The 16,973-nt window shown below is 58.4% G+C and carries 15 protein-coding genes; 6 read left to right on the top strand and 9 right to left on the bottom strand.

From position 1 onward, the window contains the following. Positions 1-182: 182 nt before the first annotated feature. Positions 183-2,465, bottom strand: a complete 2,283-nt coding sequence (locus ACFKSJ_RS12260) for a cation:dicarboxylate symporter family transporter (RefSeq protein WP_440950084.1) — start codon at positions 2,463-2,465, stop codon at positions 183-185. 202 nt (positions 2,466-2,667) lie between these two features. On the opposite strand from ACFKSJ_RS12260, the gene ACFKSJ_RS12255 reads away from it, so the two are divergent. The 3 genes from ACFKSJ_RS12255 to ACFKSJ_RS12245 all read left to right on the top strand — a co-directional run bounded on the left by ACFKSJ_RS12255 (position 2,668) and on the right by ACFKSJ_RS12245 (position 5,141). Next, positions 2,668-2,811, top strand: a complete 144-nt coding sequence (locus tag ACFKSJ_RS12255) for a hypothetical protein (RefSeq protein WP_440950083.1) — start codon at positions 2,668-2,670, stop codon at positions 2,809-2,811. A 698-nt stretch (positions 2,812-3,509) separates the two neighbouring features. Continuing rightward, positions 3,510-3,965 (top strand): ferritin-like domain-containing protein, encoded by a 456-nt coding sequence (locus ACFKSJ_RS12250; RefSeq protein ID WP_440950082.1) that lies wholly within the window; start codon positions 3,510-3,512, stop codon positions 3,963-3,965. 138 nt (positions 3,966-4,103) lie between these two features. After that, the gene (locus ACFKSJ_RS12245; RefSeq protein WP_440950081.1) at positions 4,104-5,141 is read left to right on the top strand and encodes an SGNH/GDSL hydrolase family protein; all 1,038 of its coding nucleotides are present in this window, start codon (positions 4,104-4,106) and stop codon (positions 5,139-5,141) included. Positions 5,142-5,301: 160 nt separating this feature from the next. Here ACFKSJ_RS12245 and lysS read toward each other — a convergent pair whose 3' ends face one another. Beyond that, positions 5,302-6,837, bottom strand: a complete 1,536-nt coding sequence (gene lysS / locus ACFKSJ_RS12240) for a lysine--tRNA ligase (RefSeq protein ID WP_440950080.1) — start codon at positions 6,835-6,837, stop codon at positions 5,302-5,304. Between the two features lie 206 nt (positions 6,838-7,043). On the opposite strand from lysS, the gene ACFKSJ_RS12235 reads away from it, so the two are divergent. Beyond that, on the top strand, positions 7,044-7,394 hold the full coding sequence (locus tag ACFKSJ_RS12235) for a rhodanese-like domain-containing protein (RefSeq protein WP_440950079.1): 351 nt from the start codon (positions 7,044-7,046) through the stop codon (positions 7,392-7,394). Here the strand turns inward: ACFKSJ_RS12235 and ACFKSJ_RS12230 are convergent. Continuing rightward, the gene (locus ACFKSJ_RS12230; protein WP_440950078.1) at positions 7,389-8,603 is read right to left on the bottom strand and encodes a WD40 repeat domain-containing protein; all 1,215 of its coding nucleotides are present in this window, start codon (positions 8,601-8,603) and stop codon (positions 7,389-7,391) included. The two genes, ACFKSJ_RS12235 and ACFKSJ_RS12230, sit on opposite strands and share 6 nt — an antisense overlap. A 58-nt stretch (positions 8,604-8,661) precedes the next feature. Between ACFKSJ_RS12230 and ACFKSJ_RS12225 the strand changes: the two genes are divergently transcribed. Beyond that, positions 8,662-8,796 (top strand): hypothetical protein, encoded by a 135-nt coding sequence (locus tag ACFKSJ_RS12225; protein ID WP_440950077.1) that lies wholly within the window; start codon positions 8,662-8,664, stop codon positions 8,794-8,796. Here ACFKSJ_RS12225 and ACFKSJ_RS12220 read toward each other — a convergent pair. Further along, entirely contained in the window at positions 8,774-9,739 is a 966-nt protein-coding gene (locus ACFKSJ_RS12220; RefSeq protein WP_440950076.1) for a hypothetical protein, read from the bottom strand. The genes ACFKSJ_RS12225 and ACFKSJ_RS12220 overlap by 23 nt on opposite strands. Positions 9,740-9,825: 86 nt before the next feature. Next, positions 9,826-10,755, bottom strand: coding sequence for a DUF475 domain-containing protein (locus tag ACFKSJ_RS12215; protein WP_440950075.1), 930 nt, complete (start codon positions 10,753-10,755; stop codon positions 9,826-9,828). Between the two features lie 109 nt (positions 10,756-10,864). On the opposite strand from ACFKSJ_RS12215, the gene ACFKSJ_RS12210 reads away from it, so the two are divergent. Then, positions 10,865-12,151 carry a bifunctional hexulose-6-phosphate synthase/ribonuclease regulator gene (locus ACFKSJ_RS12210; protein ID WP_440950074.1) on the top strand — a complete coding sequence of 429 codons (1,287 nt, stop codon included), beginning with the start codon at positions 10,865-10,867 and terminating at the stop codon, positions 12,149-12,151. Positions 12,152-12,153: 2 nt separating this feature from the next. Here ACFKSJ_RS12210 and ACFKSJ_RS12205 read toward each other — a convergent pair whose 3' ends face one another. The 4 genes from ACFKSJ_RS12205 to ACFKSJ_RS12190 form a co-directional block, all read right to left on the bottom strand. Then, complete coding sequence (locus ACFKSJ_RS12205) at positions 12,154-12,588, bottom strand: ACT domain-containing protein (protein WP_440950073.1); 435 nt, start codon at positions 12,586-12,588, stop codon at positions 12,154-12,156. Continuing rightward, positions 12,589-13,890, bottom strand: coding sequence for a phenylacetate--CoA ligase family protein (locus ACFKSJ_RS12200; RefSeq protein ID WP_440950072.1), 1,302 nt, complete (start codon positions 13,888-13,890; stop codon positions 12,589-12,591). It lies immediately after the preceding gene. Beyond that, positions 13,887-15,179 (bottom strand): phenylacetate--CoA ligase family protein, encoded by a 1,293-nt coding sequence (locus tag ACFKSJ_RS12195; RefSeq protein WP_440950071.1) that lies wholly within the window; start codon positions 15,177-15,179, stop codon positions 13,887-13,889. The genes ACFKSJ_RS12200 and ACFKSJ_RS12195 overlap by 4 nt, the downstream gene beginning before the upstream one ends. Positions 15,180-15,298: 119 nt before the next feature. Next, positions 15,299-16,828 (bottom strand): AMP phosphorylase, encoded by a 1,530-nt coding sequence (locus ACFKSJ_RS12190; RefSeq protein ID WP_440950070.1) that lies wholly within the window; start codon positions 16,826-16,828, stop codon positions 15,299-15,301. Positions 16,829-16,973: the final 145 nt, after the last annotated feature.

Here is a 16,973-nt window from a genome sequence, read left to right as displayed (position 1 = left end):
GCTGTTTTTGATTTTCCAAAATTTCCATATCTCACAGAATATAAGTATCGACGTCTCCATCACCGCGCAAATGGCCGGCGCCAGAAGTATCGGCCCAGAGCGATCCGACCCGGAAGTCATGACATCGGCAAGCGTTCTGGTCGGAGTGGACTCTCCCGAGTTCGTGGATTATGTCCGGGAACTCAGTTCACCCAGTGCAGAACATCTCGCACCACAGACCAGCGCGGCTCGACCGATACTGCATTCTTCCCCAGGATCCAGTAATCGTACTTCTGCTCCAGTTTTCCATACTCTCCCTCCATCTTGAGCCAGTAGTTGAGCCCCATCAGGTAGGTATCGCTGCTGTTCATGGCCACCGCGTACCCATACATCATCTCATACGAATTGTTGGGCTCGATGATGGCCACGTCGTAGAACGGGTACAGCATGGTCATCGTATACCCCTCCTCGGCCGGGATGAAGAGGGCATCCGCCCTCTTCTCCACGAAGAACTCCTCCCTTGCATCGATCGGGACGATCGTTGCCTGGGGAAGCAGCCGCGTCGCAACCCCCACCAGCGCAGTGTTGTTGAAGACCGCCACTCGCAGGTTATTCATCTTCTTCACGTCACTCAACTGCGTGAACTCCTGCTTCTGCTCGTCCGGCACCACGAACGACATGTGGACGGTGACATAGGGATCGGTGAACTTCATCGCATCGAGCCTCGCCGAATTGACCATGACCGCAGACATGACGATGTCGCAGTAGCCGCTGTCGAGGGAATCGGCAAGGGTCGCCCCGGTGATGGGCACGAACTCGAGCCGGGTTACATTGATGACCCGGGCGAGATCATAGGCCATCTGCACATCGTACCCCACCAGCTCACCCTTCCCGTTGAAGAAGACGAAGGGGATGTTGTTGCCGTTGTACCCCACCCGAAGCACCCCCCGCTCCCTGATCATTTTGACATCGTCCCCTCCGCCGGAGTCCCGATGGATGATGACCGGAACATCCTCAGAATGCAGATAGACCGTGGTGTTCACGACATCGTCCAGCCTCCTCTCATCCGAATCAAGGGGAAGTTCCATCCGGGAGATCTGATCATCCCCGTGATAGGTGTTGGCCAGCAGGAGGGCGAAGCCCGCCTTCAGACCCACGATCATGAGAACGGTCAGCAGCAGGATGAGCAGGACGGACGGGATTGCCCTCCTCCATCGCAGCCGGCCCCGGTTCGTGACAAGGGCGATGCTGATGGTGGTGAACGAAAAGATCGACATACAGGACAGGGCGGCCACACAGCACTGGCGCAGGATCCCCATGCTGATGTACAGGTTGTATGCATCTGCAGGGAGATGCATCAAGTTCAGGAGTGATACCACCGAGATCTTGGACGAACCGAAGAAGGTGGGAATCCCCACTGCAACGAGCTGCACCTGCTGCATCAGGTCCGGCGGGCTCTGATACAGCCACGCCACGAAGAGGATGAAGAGAAAGGGAGTGAGCGCGCCCAGCAGTGGAAAGGTGTAAGCCACAGGCACCAGGAGCTCGCTGTACGACCGGATGTCTTTCCACTCAGGGCTCTGCTCCTCCCCGGTCCGATCCCCCAGATGGTCGTCGGACCGGTACGTATCGCCACCCGCACCGCTGCCAGTAGAGCCCCCAGCCGACCTTTCGAAGAGTTTCCTGACGCCTTCGATGATCAGCGGGAGGGTGATGAACTCGCTGCTGGTCGAGAGTGCAAGGATCACCGCCCTGGACGAGGCGGCGAGGATCTCCCGATAGCGGAAGGTGGTGAAACAGGTGATCAGCAGGGGTAGAACGACGAGACCGAGCAGGGTGGTGGCAGCCGCGAGGGAGAAGAGGAAGACCTGGAGATCCAGAAAACCCTCGAAGGTCATGGTTCCTGCCGTGCTGGCGGTGATGACGAAGACACCGATGGGAAAGGTTTTGGACAGGATGCTCGTCATACGCGTGAGCGCCCCCAGCAGGGTCCTGAGCGATTTCAGAATCGGCCCGCTCCCGTCGTCCATCATCAGGGCGAAGCCCAGAAACAGGCAGAAGAGCACCGTGGCAGGAATTATCCCCTCCGATAGTGTCTGAAAGGGGTTGGTGGGAATGAACTGGTCGATGATGTTGAGACCGGCATTCCCAGCCAGGTCCTGAGTGCTGAAGAACGAGGCGGCCTCCCGGGGAGGGAACGCCAACTGAAATGAGAAGAATATCCCGACACCGATCGTCCAGAACAGCAGCAGGACCAGCCCCGCTTTCACGGCGATCGCTCGTGCGCTATCTCTCTCCAGGCTCCCTATTCCCACGATGAGGGAGAGCACCACGGATGGGAGGATGGTGATCTGCCATATCTTGATGAACGCCTCGCTGAAGGGCTTCAGAACCGAACAGAGATCGCCGAAGATCAAACCGGTGAGAACTCCGAGGACGAAACCCAGCAGTATCCAGGTGGTCAGGCTCAGGCTGCGCAGTCTCATATTCGTATTTCCACTGCTCGGGGCCACTGTCGCATGGCGCGAATCGCACATTCGCCGCGACAGATACCGGGGTGATGGCCGTAACGGCACGGGCCGCCCATTTCCTTATTCTGCACCCGTTGAGGCCCGGACCCGAGGTCTTATGCAACTATTACCTTCATCATCATATAACCGTTCCCGCACAGGTGGACCGGGGAGAAAATTGCCCATTGGGGGCCGGTTCGCAGAGGAAGCGGCCGACCCCAGGGCACACCCAGATGACCCGGGCGGCGACGTCGAAACGATCGGGTCGCACCAGGATAATGGAATCAGGGCCAGGGTCGACAAGGTACCGGCCCTGACATGACGAGGATCTCTGAGGCGATCGGTATCGGGATCCCCGGGATCCGGATCCTCTGGACCCCACCATGACCAGGGCGGTGGGGGGTGCCGGGGAGAGAAGAGACCGGTTTCTTGCAGCCAGCGCAGGGATGACCACGCTGGGAAACGGGATGGAGACGCCCGGGAGTCTGTGGTGAAGGCACCCCATTTAACTCATATCAGATATAGAGAACAGATGATTGACCTTTCTGTTCAAAAAAGATCAGGGACCAAAAAAATAATCCTCTGTTTTCAATTTGGGGACGAAAATCTGTGTTCACGATGGACGCGCAGACCAAAAAAATTCAAAAATAACGTTTTTTAAAAAAAGGTGCACATACGATCAAGTATCCAACATTTCAAAATGGAATGATTTTTTTTTATTGCAGACCGGGCATGATGAGGCATTCAATAAATGACAGAAATATGTGCGTGTATAGAAAAACGGAAAGCAGAAAATTGAAATTTGCGTGAGACCCCCCGGGCCGGGAATGTATCGGACCGAGGGATTCCCCACGACGGTTTCAGGAATTCACGAGAGGGCAAAAACGAGTTAATTGAACCCACAGGGCTCCCACACCGTTGAAGACCGGGAATTGAGGAAGAAGTGACCATAGAATTCCAAAGAACATAAATACTCAGATCCCCCAAATGTTGGATCATCAAACTAGTGGGGAATACAGTATGGATGCACAGGATTATCGATCGATCATCGAATCGGCTATCACCAATGAAGTTGAGGCATACAGTTTCTACCAGAGGATCTCTGAGACCGTTCAGGACGCAAACCTGAAGGGCCTCTTCAAGGAACTCGCTGACGAGGAGACCGGGCACAGAAAGTTGCTCCAGGGCTTCCTCACCCGTGAGCCAACTGCATTGCACTTTGATGCAAAGAAGAACTACAAGCTCGGAGAGATGCTCGAGACCCCACCGCTGACTGCTGACTTAAAGCCAGTCGACGGCCTGGTGATCGCCATCAAGAAAGAGCTCTCTGCAATGCAGATGTACACCCAGTTCGCAAACCTGACCACCGACGACGAGGAGAAGAAGATGTTCCTCGAACTCGCGAAGATGGAAGCAGGCCACAAGGCACGCCTTGAGGATCTGTACACGAACATGGCATTCCCAGAAGCCTGGTAACGACCACCCGGTTCAACCGGATTCCTTTTTTTATTATTAACAGATGTCAGGTATATGTACCGGAGGTGCCAAATAGATACAGCGTATCCTGTAGGATGCGAGAGGTGCCCCAACCGGGGAACCAGGGAGTAGGTTTAGATGGAAACTGTAAATTATGGCCGCCAAATAACCTGTACCGCGGCGATTGTGCTGTTCTGCGGGGTCTGTCTCGGGCTGGCCGCGCCGGTATCGGCTGCTGTACAGATCTATCCACTGGGTGACTCTATCACGTACGGCGATGTCCACGACGGTCAGAACTACCCGAGCTACCGGTACTGGCTCTGGAACGATCTGAAGAACAAAGGGTTCGATGTCGACTTTATCGGCAGCCAGCACGGTCCGGACTACGGGTTTGTCTTTGACACCGACAACGACGGTCATGCCGGGTACACCTCGGCCAGGGAACTGGCAGAACTGCCCACCTGGCTGCCGGGACTGCATCCGGATATCGTACTCCTCCACCTGGGGACCAACGATGTGCTCGAAGGGGTGCCACAGTCTGTGACCCTCGGAAACATCGGGGCGATCATCACCGAACTGCGGGCCGTTAACCCACAGGTGAAGATCCTGCTCGCCGGGATCATTCCAACCAGTGTCGATAAGACCAACCAGCAGATCGTCTCACTCAATACAGGGCTCGCCGGACTGCAGCAGCAGATGAACACCGAAACCTCACCGATCATCCTGGTCGACCAGTACACCGATTATGACGGTGAGCATGACAATCAGGACGGCGGGGTTCACCCTGCAGAGTCGGGAGAGATGAAGATCGCTGCCAGATGGTCAGCAGCACTCGTTCCGCTCCTCTCACAGCCCGCAGCCCAGCCCACTGTTGCAGTGACCGCAGTAGCAACGGTGGCACCCGCGGTCACAGCAACGCCCCAGACGACAGAAGTCCAGACCACTGAGAAGGGGACCACTTCGTTTTCATTTGGAGGGAGCGGCTTTGGGATTCGTTCAAGTCCGTTCAGCGGAAACGCCGCGGGAGGGTTTTCGCAGGTAATGACCGCCGGCTCCTCATCGCTCTGGAGTTCGTCCTCATCGTTCACCTCGGGGTGGGCACCGGCAGGTTCATCCCAGCCAAACCAGCTCTTCCAGAAGTGGTCCCCGGCAGGATCGTGGACCGCATTTGCCTGAATTGGCCACATAAAAATATTCTTTTTTTACAGAAGTGGGTTGAAGAGACCTGACACTCTGGGCATGGTCGTTCATCAGAGACTGGCCAACCCACCGGGATGGAGAGACGGCGAGAAGAAGACTGTATGTTGCAGTAGGGTATTATCCGAAAAAAGGACGTTCAGGCCGGGGGTGCCGGCTCTTCTGGCGATTCGTCCTCATTCCTGGTTACACATGAGACTGGCGTTTTCATCGATGGGAAGAGGATCACCTCCTTGATGGAGGTGTTGTTGGTCAGCAGCATCACCACCCGGTCGATCCCGAACCCGACACCGCCGGTCGGCGGCATCCCGTACCCGAGTGCATTGATGAAATCATAATCGACCATCTGGGCCTCAAGGTCGCCGGACTGTCTCTTCCTGTCCTGGGCCTCGAGCCGATTCATCTGGTCGATGGGATCGTTCAATTCAGAGAACCCGTTGGCGATCTCCATCCCGTTGATGAAGAGCTCAAACCGTTCGGTGAACCCATCCCTGGTTCTGTGCCGCTTGGCAAGGGGCGAGTTCTCGATGGGGAAGTCATAGACGAAGGTCGGCTGGATCAACTGCTTCTCTGCGAAGAATTCGAAGAAGAGAACCAGGTACTCACGCGGGGAACCGGCCTTCTCATGTTCAGGGACGGCGTGCTCGATCGCAAACGCCTTCAGTTCTTCTGGGGAGGTGGCGAGCACATCGATCCCTGCATACTCCCTGACCGCCCCCTCCATCGTAATCCTTCGCCAGGGTCCTGCAAACGAGATGGTCGTCCCCTCGAACTCGACATGGTCCTGTCCGTGGATGGAGTTGACCAGTGAGGAGAGAAACTCCTCCATCAGGTCCATCATATCATTGTAGTCCCGGTACGCCTCATAGATCTCGATCGCCGTGAATTCTGGGTTATGACTGGTGTCGATGTCCTCATTCCGGAAGTTCTTACCGATCTCAAAGATCTTCTCAAACCCGCCGACCAGCAGCCGCTTCAGATACAGCTCCGTGGCAATCCGGAGGAATAAGGTCTGATCAAGGCAGTTGTGATAGGTCGTGAACGGACGAGCATTCGCCCCACCATAGACCGGCTGGAGTGTCGGGGTCTCAAACTCGAGAAAACCCCGTTCGCCCAGGAACTGCCTGATCAGCGAGATGATCCGGGACCGGACACGGAACGTCTCCCGCGCCTTCTCATTCATGATCAGATCCACATACCGCTGCCGGTACCGGCTCTCGGTGTCTTTGAGCCCGTGGAACTTCTCCGGAAGCGGGCAGAGCGACTTGGTGAGGAGGGTCAACTGGTCCACCCAGAGGGTGATCTCCCCGAGCTTGGTTCGGAAGAGATGTCCACTGACCCCGATGATGTCCCCCCGGTCGAGGTGCTGGGTGAAGAGGGAGAACTGTTCCTCCCCGACATCGTTCTTCTTGATGTAGAGCTGAAGCCGGCCCTGCTCGTCTCCCAGGTCGGCGAAGACGGTCTTTCCATGGTTTCGGACCGTATAGATCCGGCCTGCGATCGCAACCGACTCCTCGCTCTTCTCATGCCCGATATCAGCGAAGCGGGACTTGATCTCGCAGATGGAGGTGGTCCGGTCGAAACTGTACGGATAGATCTGGTGATGCCCTGCTGAAAGGGCCTCGATCTTCTCAAGTCTGCCTGCATCAAAATTCAGGCTCTCATGTGGACACATATTTCCGATATCTCCCCGGATTTTTCATTAACCAGCTGGCAGAAAGTCCGGTCTGGGCCAGGTAGCCGTGGCTATTGCTCTAATTACGTTCCCCCTGTGAGGTATTAATACCTCCACCAGCCGCATTCAGAGGATCCCGGCTGCAGAGCGCAGGGAAACGTATATGCAGCAGGGACGAGTACAGGGTATCATCGATGGTGAAGAGGATGGAAGGTACTGATCAGAGCAGAAAAGCCGGCGGAGAACTGAGTCCCGAGGAGTGCAGAACGGTTATCCAGAACCGGGGGGGCCGGTGTACCGTCATCGATGTCAGAACAGATGATGAGTATAGCGAGGGGCATCTGCCGGGGGCGGTCAACCTGGACCTGCTGAACGGGGAACTGGCCATGGGGATCGGAAAACTGGAGAAGGACGTCCCCTGCGTGGTCTACTGCAGGCGGGGTACTCGGGGGAGAAAAGCGATGGACCTGTTGCAGTCAGCCGGATTCTCCGAGGTCTACAACATCAGCGGCGGCTATGAGCAGTGGAAGGCTACCGGACTTCCAACCACCTCATGACGATCGTTTAGTCCGGATCAGGACGATGACCAGGAGCAGGCCGCAGATCACTGCCAGGGACGGAGCCGGGGTGCTGCGAGTGACGGTTGGATAGGTGACGATCCCGCCGGCCGATGTATTCATGATGGTGGCCTGGCCATTCGTCTGGTCCGCTGTCACCGGCCGGTCTTCGCCAGGGAAGAGAGCCACCGTCCCGGTGGCGGTCCCTACCGCCAGGTACCAGCCGTCAGGAGAGAAGGCCAGCGCAGTGACCGAAGACGGAAGTTTCGTCTTCCAGAAGAGATAACCGCTGTTCCCAAAGAGCAACAGCGAACCGTCCTCTGTGCCGACTGCGATTAGGGCTCCATCCGCGGTAACGGCCACCGAGGTGATCGGAGAACCGGCCGGATAGGTCCACTGTGGCCAGGCGGCGCTGCTGAGGAGGGTCAGGGTTCCCTTCTCATCCCCAGCAACGGCGAAAGTTCCGTTTACCGGGACTGCAACCGCTGTGATGGAGCTTCCCTTGTAGTACCGCCCCATCTCCACGCCGGTTTGGTTGCAGATCAGCACCCCCGAAGCACCGCCTGCGACCACCAGGCTGCCGTTCCAGGTCTGACCGAGCGAGACCGGGCGGATGAAACCGAACCGCCAGAGATCGCGTCCTGACCGGTCAAAGGCGTAAAGGCCGTCCATATCGGCGACCACATTTATACTGCCGTTTCCTGACACTGCAACAGCCTCGATCCAGTTGGATCCACTGGAGAGAGAGGTCAGTTCACCCTGGTGGATAAGGTCCCCACCTTTATCAATGCCGGCGATCACCCCCTTCTCGGTACCGGCGACGATCAGGCTTGCATTGGAGGTCATCGCCACTGAAGAGGCGGAGAGGAGGGGACGGACCCAGATCTCGTGCCCGCTGGCATCGAGCAGGTGGACCCCGTCATCCATCGCGGCGGCGACCAGATCCCCGCTTCTGCTGACCGCCACACTCTCACTTCCCCAGGTCACACCAGACTGTCGACCACTCCGGTTGAAGAGATAGAGATGTTCCCCACCGACAGCGATGGTGGTTGCGTTTCCCGATACCGCCAGAGATGAAACCGTTTTATCGGTGGTCGCGGTCCAGAGAGGTTCCTGTGCCAGCACACCGCAGACGGATGCAAGGAGCAGAAGAGAGACAAAAACCAGTAATAGAGCACGCCCGATCATATCCCCCATCCCAATCTGCACAGCATATATCGCCAGGAACTGTCTGTTACTACTCTGTACAGCAGGAATAAAAAGGGGTATGGTCTGCCGGGACAGGCGGGCCGGAGAGGTGGATTCAACGATCGATCCGGTCACGGCCAGATGGGGAGAGCCCGCCATCATCCAGAATCAGATGACGGCCGGGTCGATGATCAGCGCAGTCTGCGTCCGATGAAGAGGGCAGCAGCCCCGATCGATGCCAGGGAGAGCAGTCCGAACTCTGGCCCTGCAGCCTGGGTGGTCGTGGTGTTCACCGGAACCGCGGTGCCGGCCGGAGTGGTAACCGTCGCCGACGGACTGGTAAGAACTGTGGTGGTGGAGGTGGCAGTCGAAGTGGCAGTGGTGGTCGCCGGTGTCGTCCCGTTCTGAGGAATGGTCTCATTGGGCGCCGGGGTCATCGTCATCGTGACTCCCGGGATCATCGGCGTGGTGGTGACGGGCGCAGTCGTGGCGGGCAGGGTGGTGGTCGCCACCACGCCGGTGTAGTCATTGCTGCCCGAATAGTAGACCGGGGGGAGTGGCATGGTGGTGATCACGATCGTCGGGATGGTGGTGACGATGGTGGTCGTGTTGTTCGGGACGATCGTCGGGACGGTCGTGTTCGGCACCGTCACTGTGGGAGTGACGTTGGTAATCCCAGAACCGATGGTGACCGTCCCGGATACCACCGCAGCAGTGTCCCCGATGTCGACCGGCGTATCATTGACATAATACCGGACATGATCGATAGAGACCGTCAGCGGGGAGACGCCGGCACCGGTCGCCAGGAACTTCAGGTCTGCGATCGCGAACCGCCCGTTCGGATAGCCGTTGGTGAAGTCTCCAAACTGGAGAAAAATCGAATTGTCTGCATCCTTTGTCGCTGCTACCGTGTTACCGACCTTAAAGTCTGCGCCGGTATAGTTGAGCAGACTGCTGTCATACGTAATATGCATATACACATCAGCGGCCTTCGGGCTCCAGGTGTTCTCAAGGTACACTGTGGCCGTCAGATTATCACTGATATTTACGCCAGTGACAGCGGGTATCGAAAAGGTGCCATTGCCTGCTGCACTCACGGCTGTGATGCCATAGAGCACGAAGAGACAGAGCACCAGCACTTGCCTGAGGATTGTCATGGTCAATCGTAGAGACCGGCCAGGTATAATATCTTTGTGCTACACGGGGATGAAAAATGATGAATAAAGACTTCAGGAGATATACCTCACTCGGAGGTACTCTCTGCAAGCCTGTTTATCTGCACCGACCGATACAGGAAGAACCCGACCACGATGAAGGTGATCAGGGGGGAGAACCAGGATGGGATATGGAACCCGAACGCGTCCAGCACCATGATCCCCCCAAGGAAAAGGATCGAATACATTGCCCCGTTCTTCAGAAGCGGGTACCGCCGGATCCGATCGATATTCCCGATGGTCAGTTCACGGACCACCAGCGCCCCAATTCCATTTCCAATCAGGATCAGCGGAACCAGGAGCGTGAATGCGAACGCCCCGACCACTCCATCGATCGAGAAGGTGGCATCGATCACCTCGAGGTAGAAGAGCTTGCTCATATCACTCAGATGACCCTCTCCAAGGTGCTTCTCCTGCACCTCGGCGTTCTGCTTGAACCCGTTCACGATGAAGAACGCGGTCGATCCCACGACGGCGCCAAAGGCCATCATCGGATCGGTCTTCAGAGTAAACCAGACGATCAACGCGAGGAGGACTGAGATGACCGCATAGAACCAGACCCCCTTGCTCTGAATAAACCGCTCGCCACGAAGCCCATAATGCTTGTGCTCGACAAAGAGCCAGTGGAAGAAGAGGAAGAGCAGGAACGTCCCTCCCCCTATCAACAGGATCGGAGATGAGCGCTCGATCGCTTCGAGGACTATCGGATCACTGCTGAACATCGCGGTGAAGGCCTGGACCGGTCCGAGTGAGGGGGTGGCCATCCAGACGATCAGCCAGGGGAGCAGCCCTCTGACCACAAAGACCGCGATGAGCAGACCCCAGACCAGAAACCATCGCTTGGCCTTCTCCCCCATCGTGGAGAGTACCTCCGCGTTGATGATCGCATTATCGATGCTGCTGACGGTCTCGAAGAGGACCAGCCCACCGATGACGATCAGAATACTCATTATATCCATAATAATTCCTCTACTCAGTACCTTCTCCAGTCTTATGAACCTTGACCCGATGAACGATTCTCAAAACCCCCCACAATCTCTAACAGGAGGGTGTACGTAACTGTACAGCATGACCAGGCCGATTCTTCAGGTGGCACTCGACCTCCTCGAGCTTCCGCGAGCGCTCGCGATCGCAGAGGAAGCGGTTCGGGGGGGGGCAGACTGGATTGAAGCAGGGACGCCGCTGATCAAGAGCGAGGGGATGGAAGCCGTCAGGGCGCTCCGGAACCGATTCCCCACGCATCCGATCGTGGCTGATATGAAGATTGCAGACACCGGGACGATCGAGGTCGAGATGGCGGCCAAGGCCGGGGCCAGCATCGTCTGCATCCTCGGGGACGCCGACGACGTGGTGATCAGAGAGGCGGTCAGGGCCGCCCGCCTCTACGGGATCCGGCTGATGGCTGACCTGATCAATGTCACCGATCCGATCGGTCGGTCCGCCGAACTGGCTGCGCTGGGGGTTTCGATCATCAACGCCCATGTCGGGATCGACCAGCAGATGATTGGACGACAGTCGATCGACCTGCTCCGGCAGATCCGGGAGACGACGACGGTGCAGATCGCAGTGGCCGGCGGACTCGATGCCGTAACCGCCGCCGAGGCGGTCAGGTATGGCGCCGACGTGGTGATCGTCGGCGGCGGGATCATCAGGTCGGGGGACGTGACCGGGGCCGCGACCAGCGTCCGGACGGCCATCGACAACCCGGACCTGGCCCCGAAGGAGAAGAAGAGCCTGGACGACGAGATTCGGGAGATCCTCATGGCCGTCTCGGCCCCGAACGTCACCGATGCGATGCACCGAAAAGGATCGATGGTGGGGCTCTTCTCCCTCTGTGGGGATGTGAAGATGGTCGGAAAGGCGGTCACCGTCCAGACGATCGCCGGCGACTGGGCCAAGCCCGTCGAGGCGATCGATCGCGCAGAGGCTGGCGACGTACTGGTGATCAACAACGATTCCGGCACCCATGTCGCCCCCTGGGGGGAACTGGCGACCAGGAGCGCGCAGAACCGCGGGATCACCGGGGTGGTGATCGACGGTGCGGTCAGGGATGTGGATGACATCAGAAAACTCCGCTTCCCCCTCTTCGCCAAGGCGACCCAGCCGAACGCCAGCGAACCGAAAGGGCTCGGGGAGATCAATGCCGAGATCCTCTGCGCCGGGCAGTATGTGAACCCGGGGGACTGGATCGTCGGGGACGAGAGCGGCGTCGTGGTGATCCCGGCCGAGCGGGCCTACGAGGTGGCCCGCAGGGCGCTCGAAGTGAAGAAGACCGAGGAGCGGATCCGGGCCGAGATCGCGCGGGGGGCTACGCTCTCGTCGATATCGGAACTCTTAAAATGGGAGAAGAAGTAAGGTCAGGAGAAGGCTTTCGCCTGGAGCAGCTCCTTCTCTTTGGCAAGGATCGCCTCGATTGCCGGCTCCACCTGATCGACACGAAGGATCAGGACAGCCCCGTCCCTGCCGCTGTACGCGTAGGAATATTCGATATTGATCCCGGCGTCCCCAAGCAGGGTCGCGATGTCATACAGACCGCCGGGCTCGTCCCGCATCGCCACCGCGATCACCTCGGTGAACGCGACATTGAACCCGAGTTCGGTCAGCCGGGTAAAGGCACGGTCTGGATGATCGACCAGCGCCCGCACCACCCCAAAGCCGTTCGCCTCGGCGATGCTGAAGGCGAAGATGTTCACCTTCTCCTCTTCAAGGGCATGGGCGATCGCCGCCAGCCTGCCCGGCCTGTTCTCTGAAAAGATTGAGATCTGCCTGATGATATACTGCTTCTGATCCATCTATAACACCCTCTTGTCGATGACCCGCTTGGATTTTCCTTCAAACCGGGGGAGGGAGCCGGGCTCGACCAGTTCGACCTCCGCCGCCACGTTCAATGCGTTCTTCAGCCTGTACTCGACCTTCCGCCGGATCGCCATCAGGTCGTTGATCTTATCGCTGAACGCCCCGCTCTGCAGTTCGACCTGCAGCAGCAGCGTGTCCAGATTCTTCTTCCGGTCGACGATGATCATGAAGTTCTGACCTCCGACCTCGGGGATGGAGAGGAGAGTGTGCTCGATCTGCGACGGGAAGACATTGATCCCGCGGATGATCAGCATATCGTCGACCCGCCCCTGTATCCGATCGATCCGCGGATGCGTCCGACCGCACACACAGACCGATTCGTCCATCGAGGTGATGTCCCCGATCCGGTACCGGATCATCGGCAGCGCCTCCTTCTGGAGCATCGTGATCGTCAGTTCACCCTTCTCTCCATTGGGCAGCACCTCCCCGGTATCCGGGTCGAGCACCTCGATCAAAGCCATATCGCTCCAGATATGAACCCCCTGCTGTTCGGAGCAGTCGGTGAACATCGGCCCGGAGAGTTCGCTGGTCCCATAGATATTGTAGGCCTTGATCCCGAGCCACTGCTGCATATGATCACGCATCCGTTCAGACCAGGGTTCGGCGCCGAGGACTCCGACCTTCAGGTCGGTGTCGTTCTTGATGCTGACCCCCATCTTCTCGGCGACCTCTCCCATGTGGAGCAGGTACGACGGGGTGCAGGCGATCGCCGTGGAATGGAGATCCTGCATCAGTTCGATCTGCCGCTCGGTGTTGCCGACACTGCTCGGGAGGACGGTCGCACCGATCCGCTCGGCCCCATAGTGGAGACCGAGGCCGCCGGTGAAGAGGCCATACCCGTACGAGACCTGCATAATGTCCCCGCGCCCAAGGCCGCAGGAGGTGAGGCCGCGTGCCAGCGAAGTGGTCCATTGCTCGAGATCAGGGGCGGTGTAGCCGACGACCGTCGGCTTGCCGGTGGTGCCTGAAGATACGTGATACCTGACCAGTTCCTCCTGCGAGGCCGTGAAGAGCCGGTCCGGATAGTTGTCCCGCAGGTCCCGCTTGAACATGCACGGGAGTTTCTGCACGTCAGCGAGCGACCCGATATCATCCGGATGAACCTTCGCCTCCTTCATACGGTTATGGTAGAATGGTGAGAAGGCGTACAGCCGGCAGACCAGGGTCTTGAGCAGCCGGTACTGCTGCCTCTTCTGCTCCTCGACCGGCATCTCCTCGATCCGCGGGTCCCACTTCATACCAGGGCCCCCCGCCGATCGATCACCCGTTTCGCCTTCCCCTCAAACCTCGGGAGAGAACCCGGCTCAACCAGCCTGACCGTGGTCCTCAGTTCAAGCGTGTCCCGGAGAACACCCCCCACTTTCTTCTGGATCCTGGCCAGGTCCTGAAGTTCCCCGCTGAAGAACTCCCGGCTCATCTCCACCTCGATCGTCATCTCATCGAGGTGGTTCTTCCGGTCGACATAGACCATGAACTGGTCCCCAACCTCAGGCAGTTTGAGCAGCACATCCTCAATCTGTGACGGGAAGACATTGATCCCGCGGATGATCAGCATATCGTCGGTCCTGCCTGTGAGCCGGGCAATCTTCTGCATCCTACCGCAGATGCACCCATTATCCATCAACATCGTGATATCACCGGTCCGGTACCGAAGCATCGGCATCGCCTCCTTGACAAGCGGGGTCACCACCATCTCACCCCGCTCTTCAGGACCGAGCACCTCCCCGGTGTTGGGGTCGATGATCTCGACGATATAACTGTCATGCCAGATATGGAGCCCATCCTTCTCGGGGCATTCGAAGGCCACCCCCGGCCCGAACAGCTCGCTCATCCCATAGGAGTCAAAGGCGGAGAGACCAAGGCGGTTCTCGAGTTCCCGTCGCATCGTCTCTGACCAGGGCTCAGCACCAAAGATCCCGGTCCTGAGCGAGTCGAGGGTGACCCCCATCTCCTCGGCCACCTCGGCGATATGCAGCGCATACCCGGGGGTGCAGTGGATCGCGGTAACACCGAAGTCCTGGATCATCTCGATCTGTCGTCTGGTGTTTCCGGTGCCGGCAGGAACCACCGTGAGCCCTGCCTTCTCTGCTCCTGCGTGGAGGCCGAGACCCCCGGTGAAGAGACCGTAGTTGACCGAGTTCTGAAAGACGTCACCCTCCCCAAGGCCGATCATCGTCAGGTTTCGCGCGATCAGATCAGACCAGGTCTCCAAGTCATTGCGGGTATACCCGACCACCGTCGGTTTTCCCGTTGTGCCTGAGGTGGCATGAATCCGGACGACCTTACTGAGCGGAACGGCGAGGAATCCGAACGGGTACCCCTCGCGGAGATCCTGCTTCCTGGTGAACGGAATCTTCTGCAGGTCGTCAAGCGACCGTATCGCCTCCGGCCGGAGCCCGGCCTCTTCAAATCTGGTGCGGTAAAATGGTATCTTCTGGACCTGCTGCACCGTCTCCTTCAGCTTTTTGAGCTGATGCGAGGCGAGTTCGGCCGGCCCCATCGTCTCTACAGACTTGTTCCAGAACATAGGACACTCACTGGTATGGCGCGCGACAGGGGGCCGGCACCGGCCCCCTCTGCACCACGATTACCTGCTCAGATATATGACAATCCTCTATGATAAGTCCCATCCTTTCACAGCTGGGTTCAGACCGGCCCGCGGTACTCGGAGGGAATACGGTCGAGGAGCATCCCCTCGACGATCACCGGCATCAGCCGGCGCCCCTCCTCGACGGCCATCTTCAGCCTCCAGTCACGGTCGGCATAGATCGTAAAGATTGGATCCCCCGTGTTCACCTGCTCTCCCTTCTTGGCATGGAGCATGATCCCGGCTCCATGATCATGCGGGGCGCCCGCGATCCGGGCGAGGCTGACCAGCGCCCGGTTGTTCAGCTCGATGATGTACCCGGTCTCCTGGGCGTTCACAACAAACTCGAACTGTCCGGGCTTGATACTCTCGGAGGTAACACCCGGGTCCCCGCCCTGGATCTCGATGATCTGGCGGAGTTTACGAAGCGCCTTCCCGCTCTTGAGGATCTCCTCAGCCATCTGGTACCCCTGACCCCGTGCGGCCTTGCCGGACATCTCCAGCGCGATCCCTGCCAGCGAGAGGCTCTTCTGGATCAGCGACCTGGGCTCGTCCCCGCCCTCGAGGATGGCCAGCGCCTCCCGCACCTCGAGATTCGGCCCGATCGTCCTGCCGACCGGCGAGTCTCCATAGGTCAGGGCACACTCCACCCTGATCCCGAGCCGCTCGCCGATCTCGATGAACTCCCGTGCCATCTTCCGCCCCTCCGCCATATCCGGAACTTTGGTTGAGGAGCCGACCGGGATGTCGATCACCACCAGGTCGGCACCGACGGCGAACTTCTTCGCCATCACCGAGGCGAGCATCTGCCCGCGGGCGTCGATCTTGAACGGATACTCGACGACGATGATCCGGTCGTCCGCGGGAGCGATGTTGGTCGCACCCCCCCAGACGATCACGCCCCCGACCTTCTCGGTCATCTGCTGGACCTCGGCCGCAGAGAACTCTACCGGTGCCAGCACCTCCATCAGGTCGGCCGTCCCTGCAGCCCCGGTGATCGCCCGGGAACTGGTCTTCGGGATCTTCAACCCGCTGGCCGCGATGATCGGGACGATCAGCAGGGAGATCTTATTGCCCGGAACACCTCCGACCGAGTGTTTATCCACGATCGGGTGGTTGCCGAACTTCAGCCGGTCACCCGACTCGACCATCGCATGGGTCAGGTACTCCACCTCATCCATGTCCAGACCATTGATGTAACAGGCGGTCACGTATGCCGAGAGTTCAGCCTGGGAGAGCGAATCGTTGACGATGTCCTGGATGATCTGGCGGGTGTCGTCCTTGGTCAGTTTCTCACGGTTCATCTTCTTCTTGATCAGGTCGAGGGCGAGCGGCTTCTTCGCCTCCCAGACCTCGACCTCGGCCCCGTCGACAATCTGAAGGGCTTTATTGGTGAGCCCGTAGACCCCGATCACCCCGGAAGGGATCATCGTCGTGGTGGTGTCCACCACGGCCGGTACCGATAACCCGCCGGCATGGTTGAGGATCTGCACCCGATCGCCTTGGAGCACGCCGACTGTCCGCGCATCAGAGGCATTTAAGAGGACGCCACGGTCGGCGATATCCAGAATCTTTGCAATGTACTTCATACCCGGACCATCCTGCATAATGCGTCAGATGCAATGATCATACAGTATAATCGCTGAACATGGAACCTACTTATGTGCACCGGTTCACCAGAATGAGCAGGAACCCGGATTTGAGACCATAAGCATTAATAGAACATTCTGTAAT

It is taken from the genome of Methanosphaerula subterraneus (genome assembly GCF_052055875.1).
Lineage (GTDB): Archaea > Halobacteriota > Methanomicrobia > Methanomicrobiales > Methanospirillaceae > Methanosphaerula > Methanosphaerula subterraneus.
This window is presented reverse-complemented; position numbering and strand designations above follow the sequence as displayed.

Excerpts from the sequence above, each read along its gene's own strand:
- ACFKSJ_RS12225 (WP_440950077.1), top strand. The coding sequence starts at position 8,662 with ATGGTCTGCCGGGACAGGCGGGCCGGAGAGGTGGATTCAACGATCGAT.
- ACFKSJ_RS12200 (WP_440950072.1), bottom strand. The coding sequence starts at position 13,890 with ATGAAGTGGGACCCGCGGATCGAGGAGATGCCGGTCGAGGAGCAGAAG.
- ACFKSJ_RS12210 (WP_440950074.1), top strand. The coding sequence starts at position 10,865 with ATGACCAGGCCGATTCTTCAGGTGGCACTCGACCTCCTCGAGCTTCCG.
- ACFKSJ_RS12235 (WP_440950079.1), top strand. The coding sequence starts at position 7,044 with ATGGAAGGTACTGATCAGAGCAGAAAAGCCGGCGGAGAACTGAGTCCC.
- ACFKSJ_RS12195 (WP_440950071.1), bottom strand. The coding sequence starts at position 15,179 with ATGTTCTGGAACAAGTCTGTAGAGACGATGGGGCCGGCCGAACTCGCC.
- ACFKSJ_RS12220 (WP_440950076.1), bottom strand. The coding sequence starts at position 9,739 with ATGACAATCCTCAGGCAAGTGCTGGTGCTCTGTCTCTTCGTGCTCTAT.
- ACFKSJ_RS12215 (WP_440950075.1), bottom strand. The coding sequence starts at position 10,755 with ATGGATATAATGAGTATTCTGATCGTCATCGGTGGGCTGGTCCTCTTC.
- ACFKSJ_RS12245 (WP_440950081.1), top strand. The coding sequence starts at position 4,104 with ATGGAAACTGTAAATTATGGCCGCCAAATAACCTGTACCGCGGCGATT.
- ACFKSJ_RS12260 (WP_440950084.1), bottom strand. The coding sequence starts at position 2,465 with ATGAGACTGCGCAGCCTGAGCCTGACCACCTGGATACTGCTGGGTTTC.
- lysS (WP_440950080.1), bottom strand. The coding sequence starts at position 6,837 with ATGTGTCCACATGAGAGCCTGAATTTTGATGCAGGCAGACTTGAGAAG.
- ACFKSJ_RS12250 (WP_440950082.1), top strand. The coding sequence starts at position 3,510 with ATGGATGCACAGGATTATCGATCGATCATCGAATCGGCTATCACCAAT.
- ACFKSJ_RS12190 (WP_440950070.1), bottom strand. The coding sequence starts at position 16,828 with ATGAAGTACATTGCAAAGATTCTGGATATCGCCGACCGTGGCGTCCTC.
- ACFKSJ_RS12205 (WP_440950073.1), bottom strand. The coding sequence starts at position 12,588 with ATGGATCAGAAGCAGTATATCATCAGGCAGATCTCAATCTTTTCAGAG.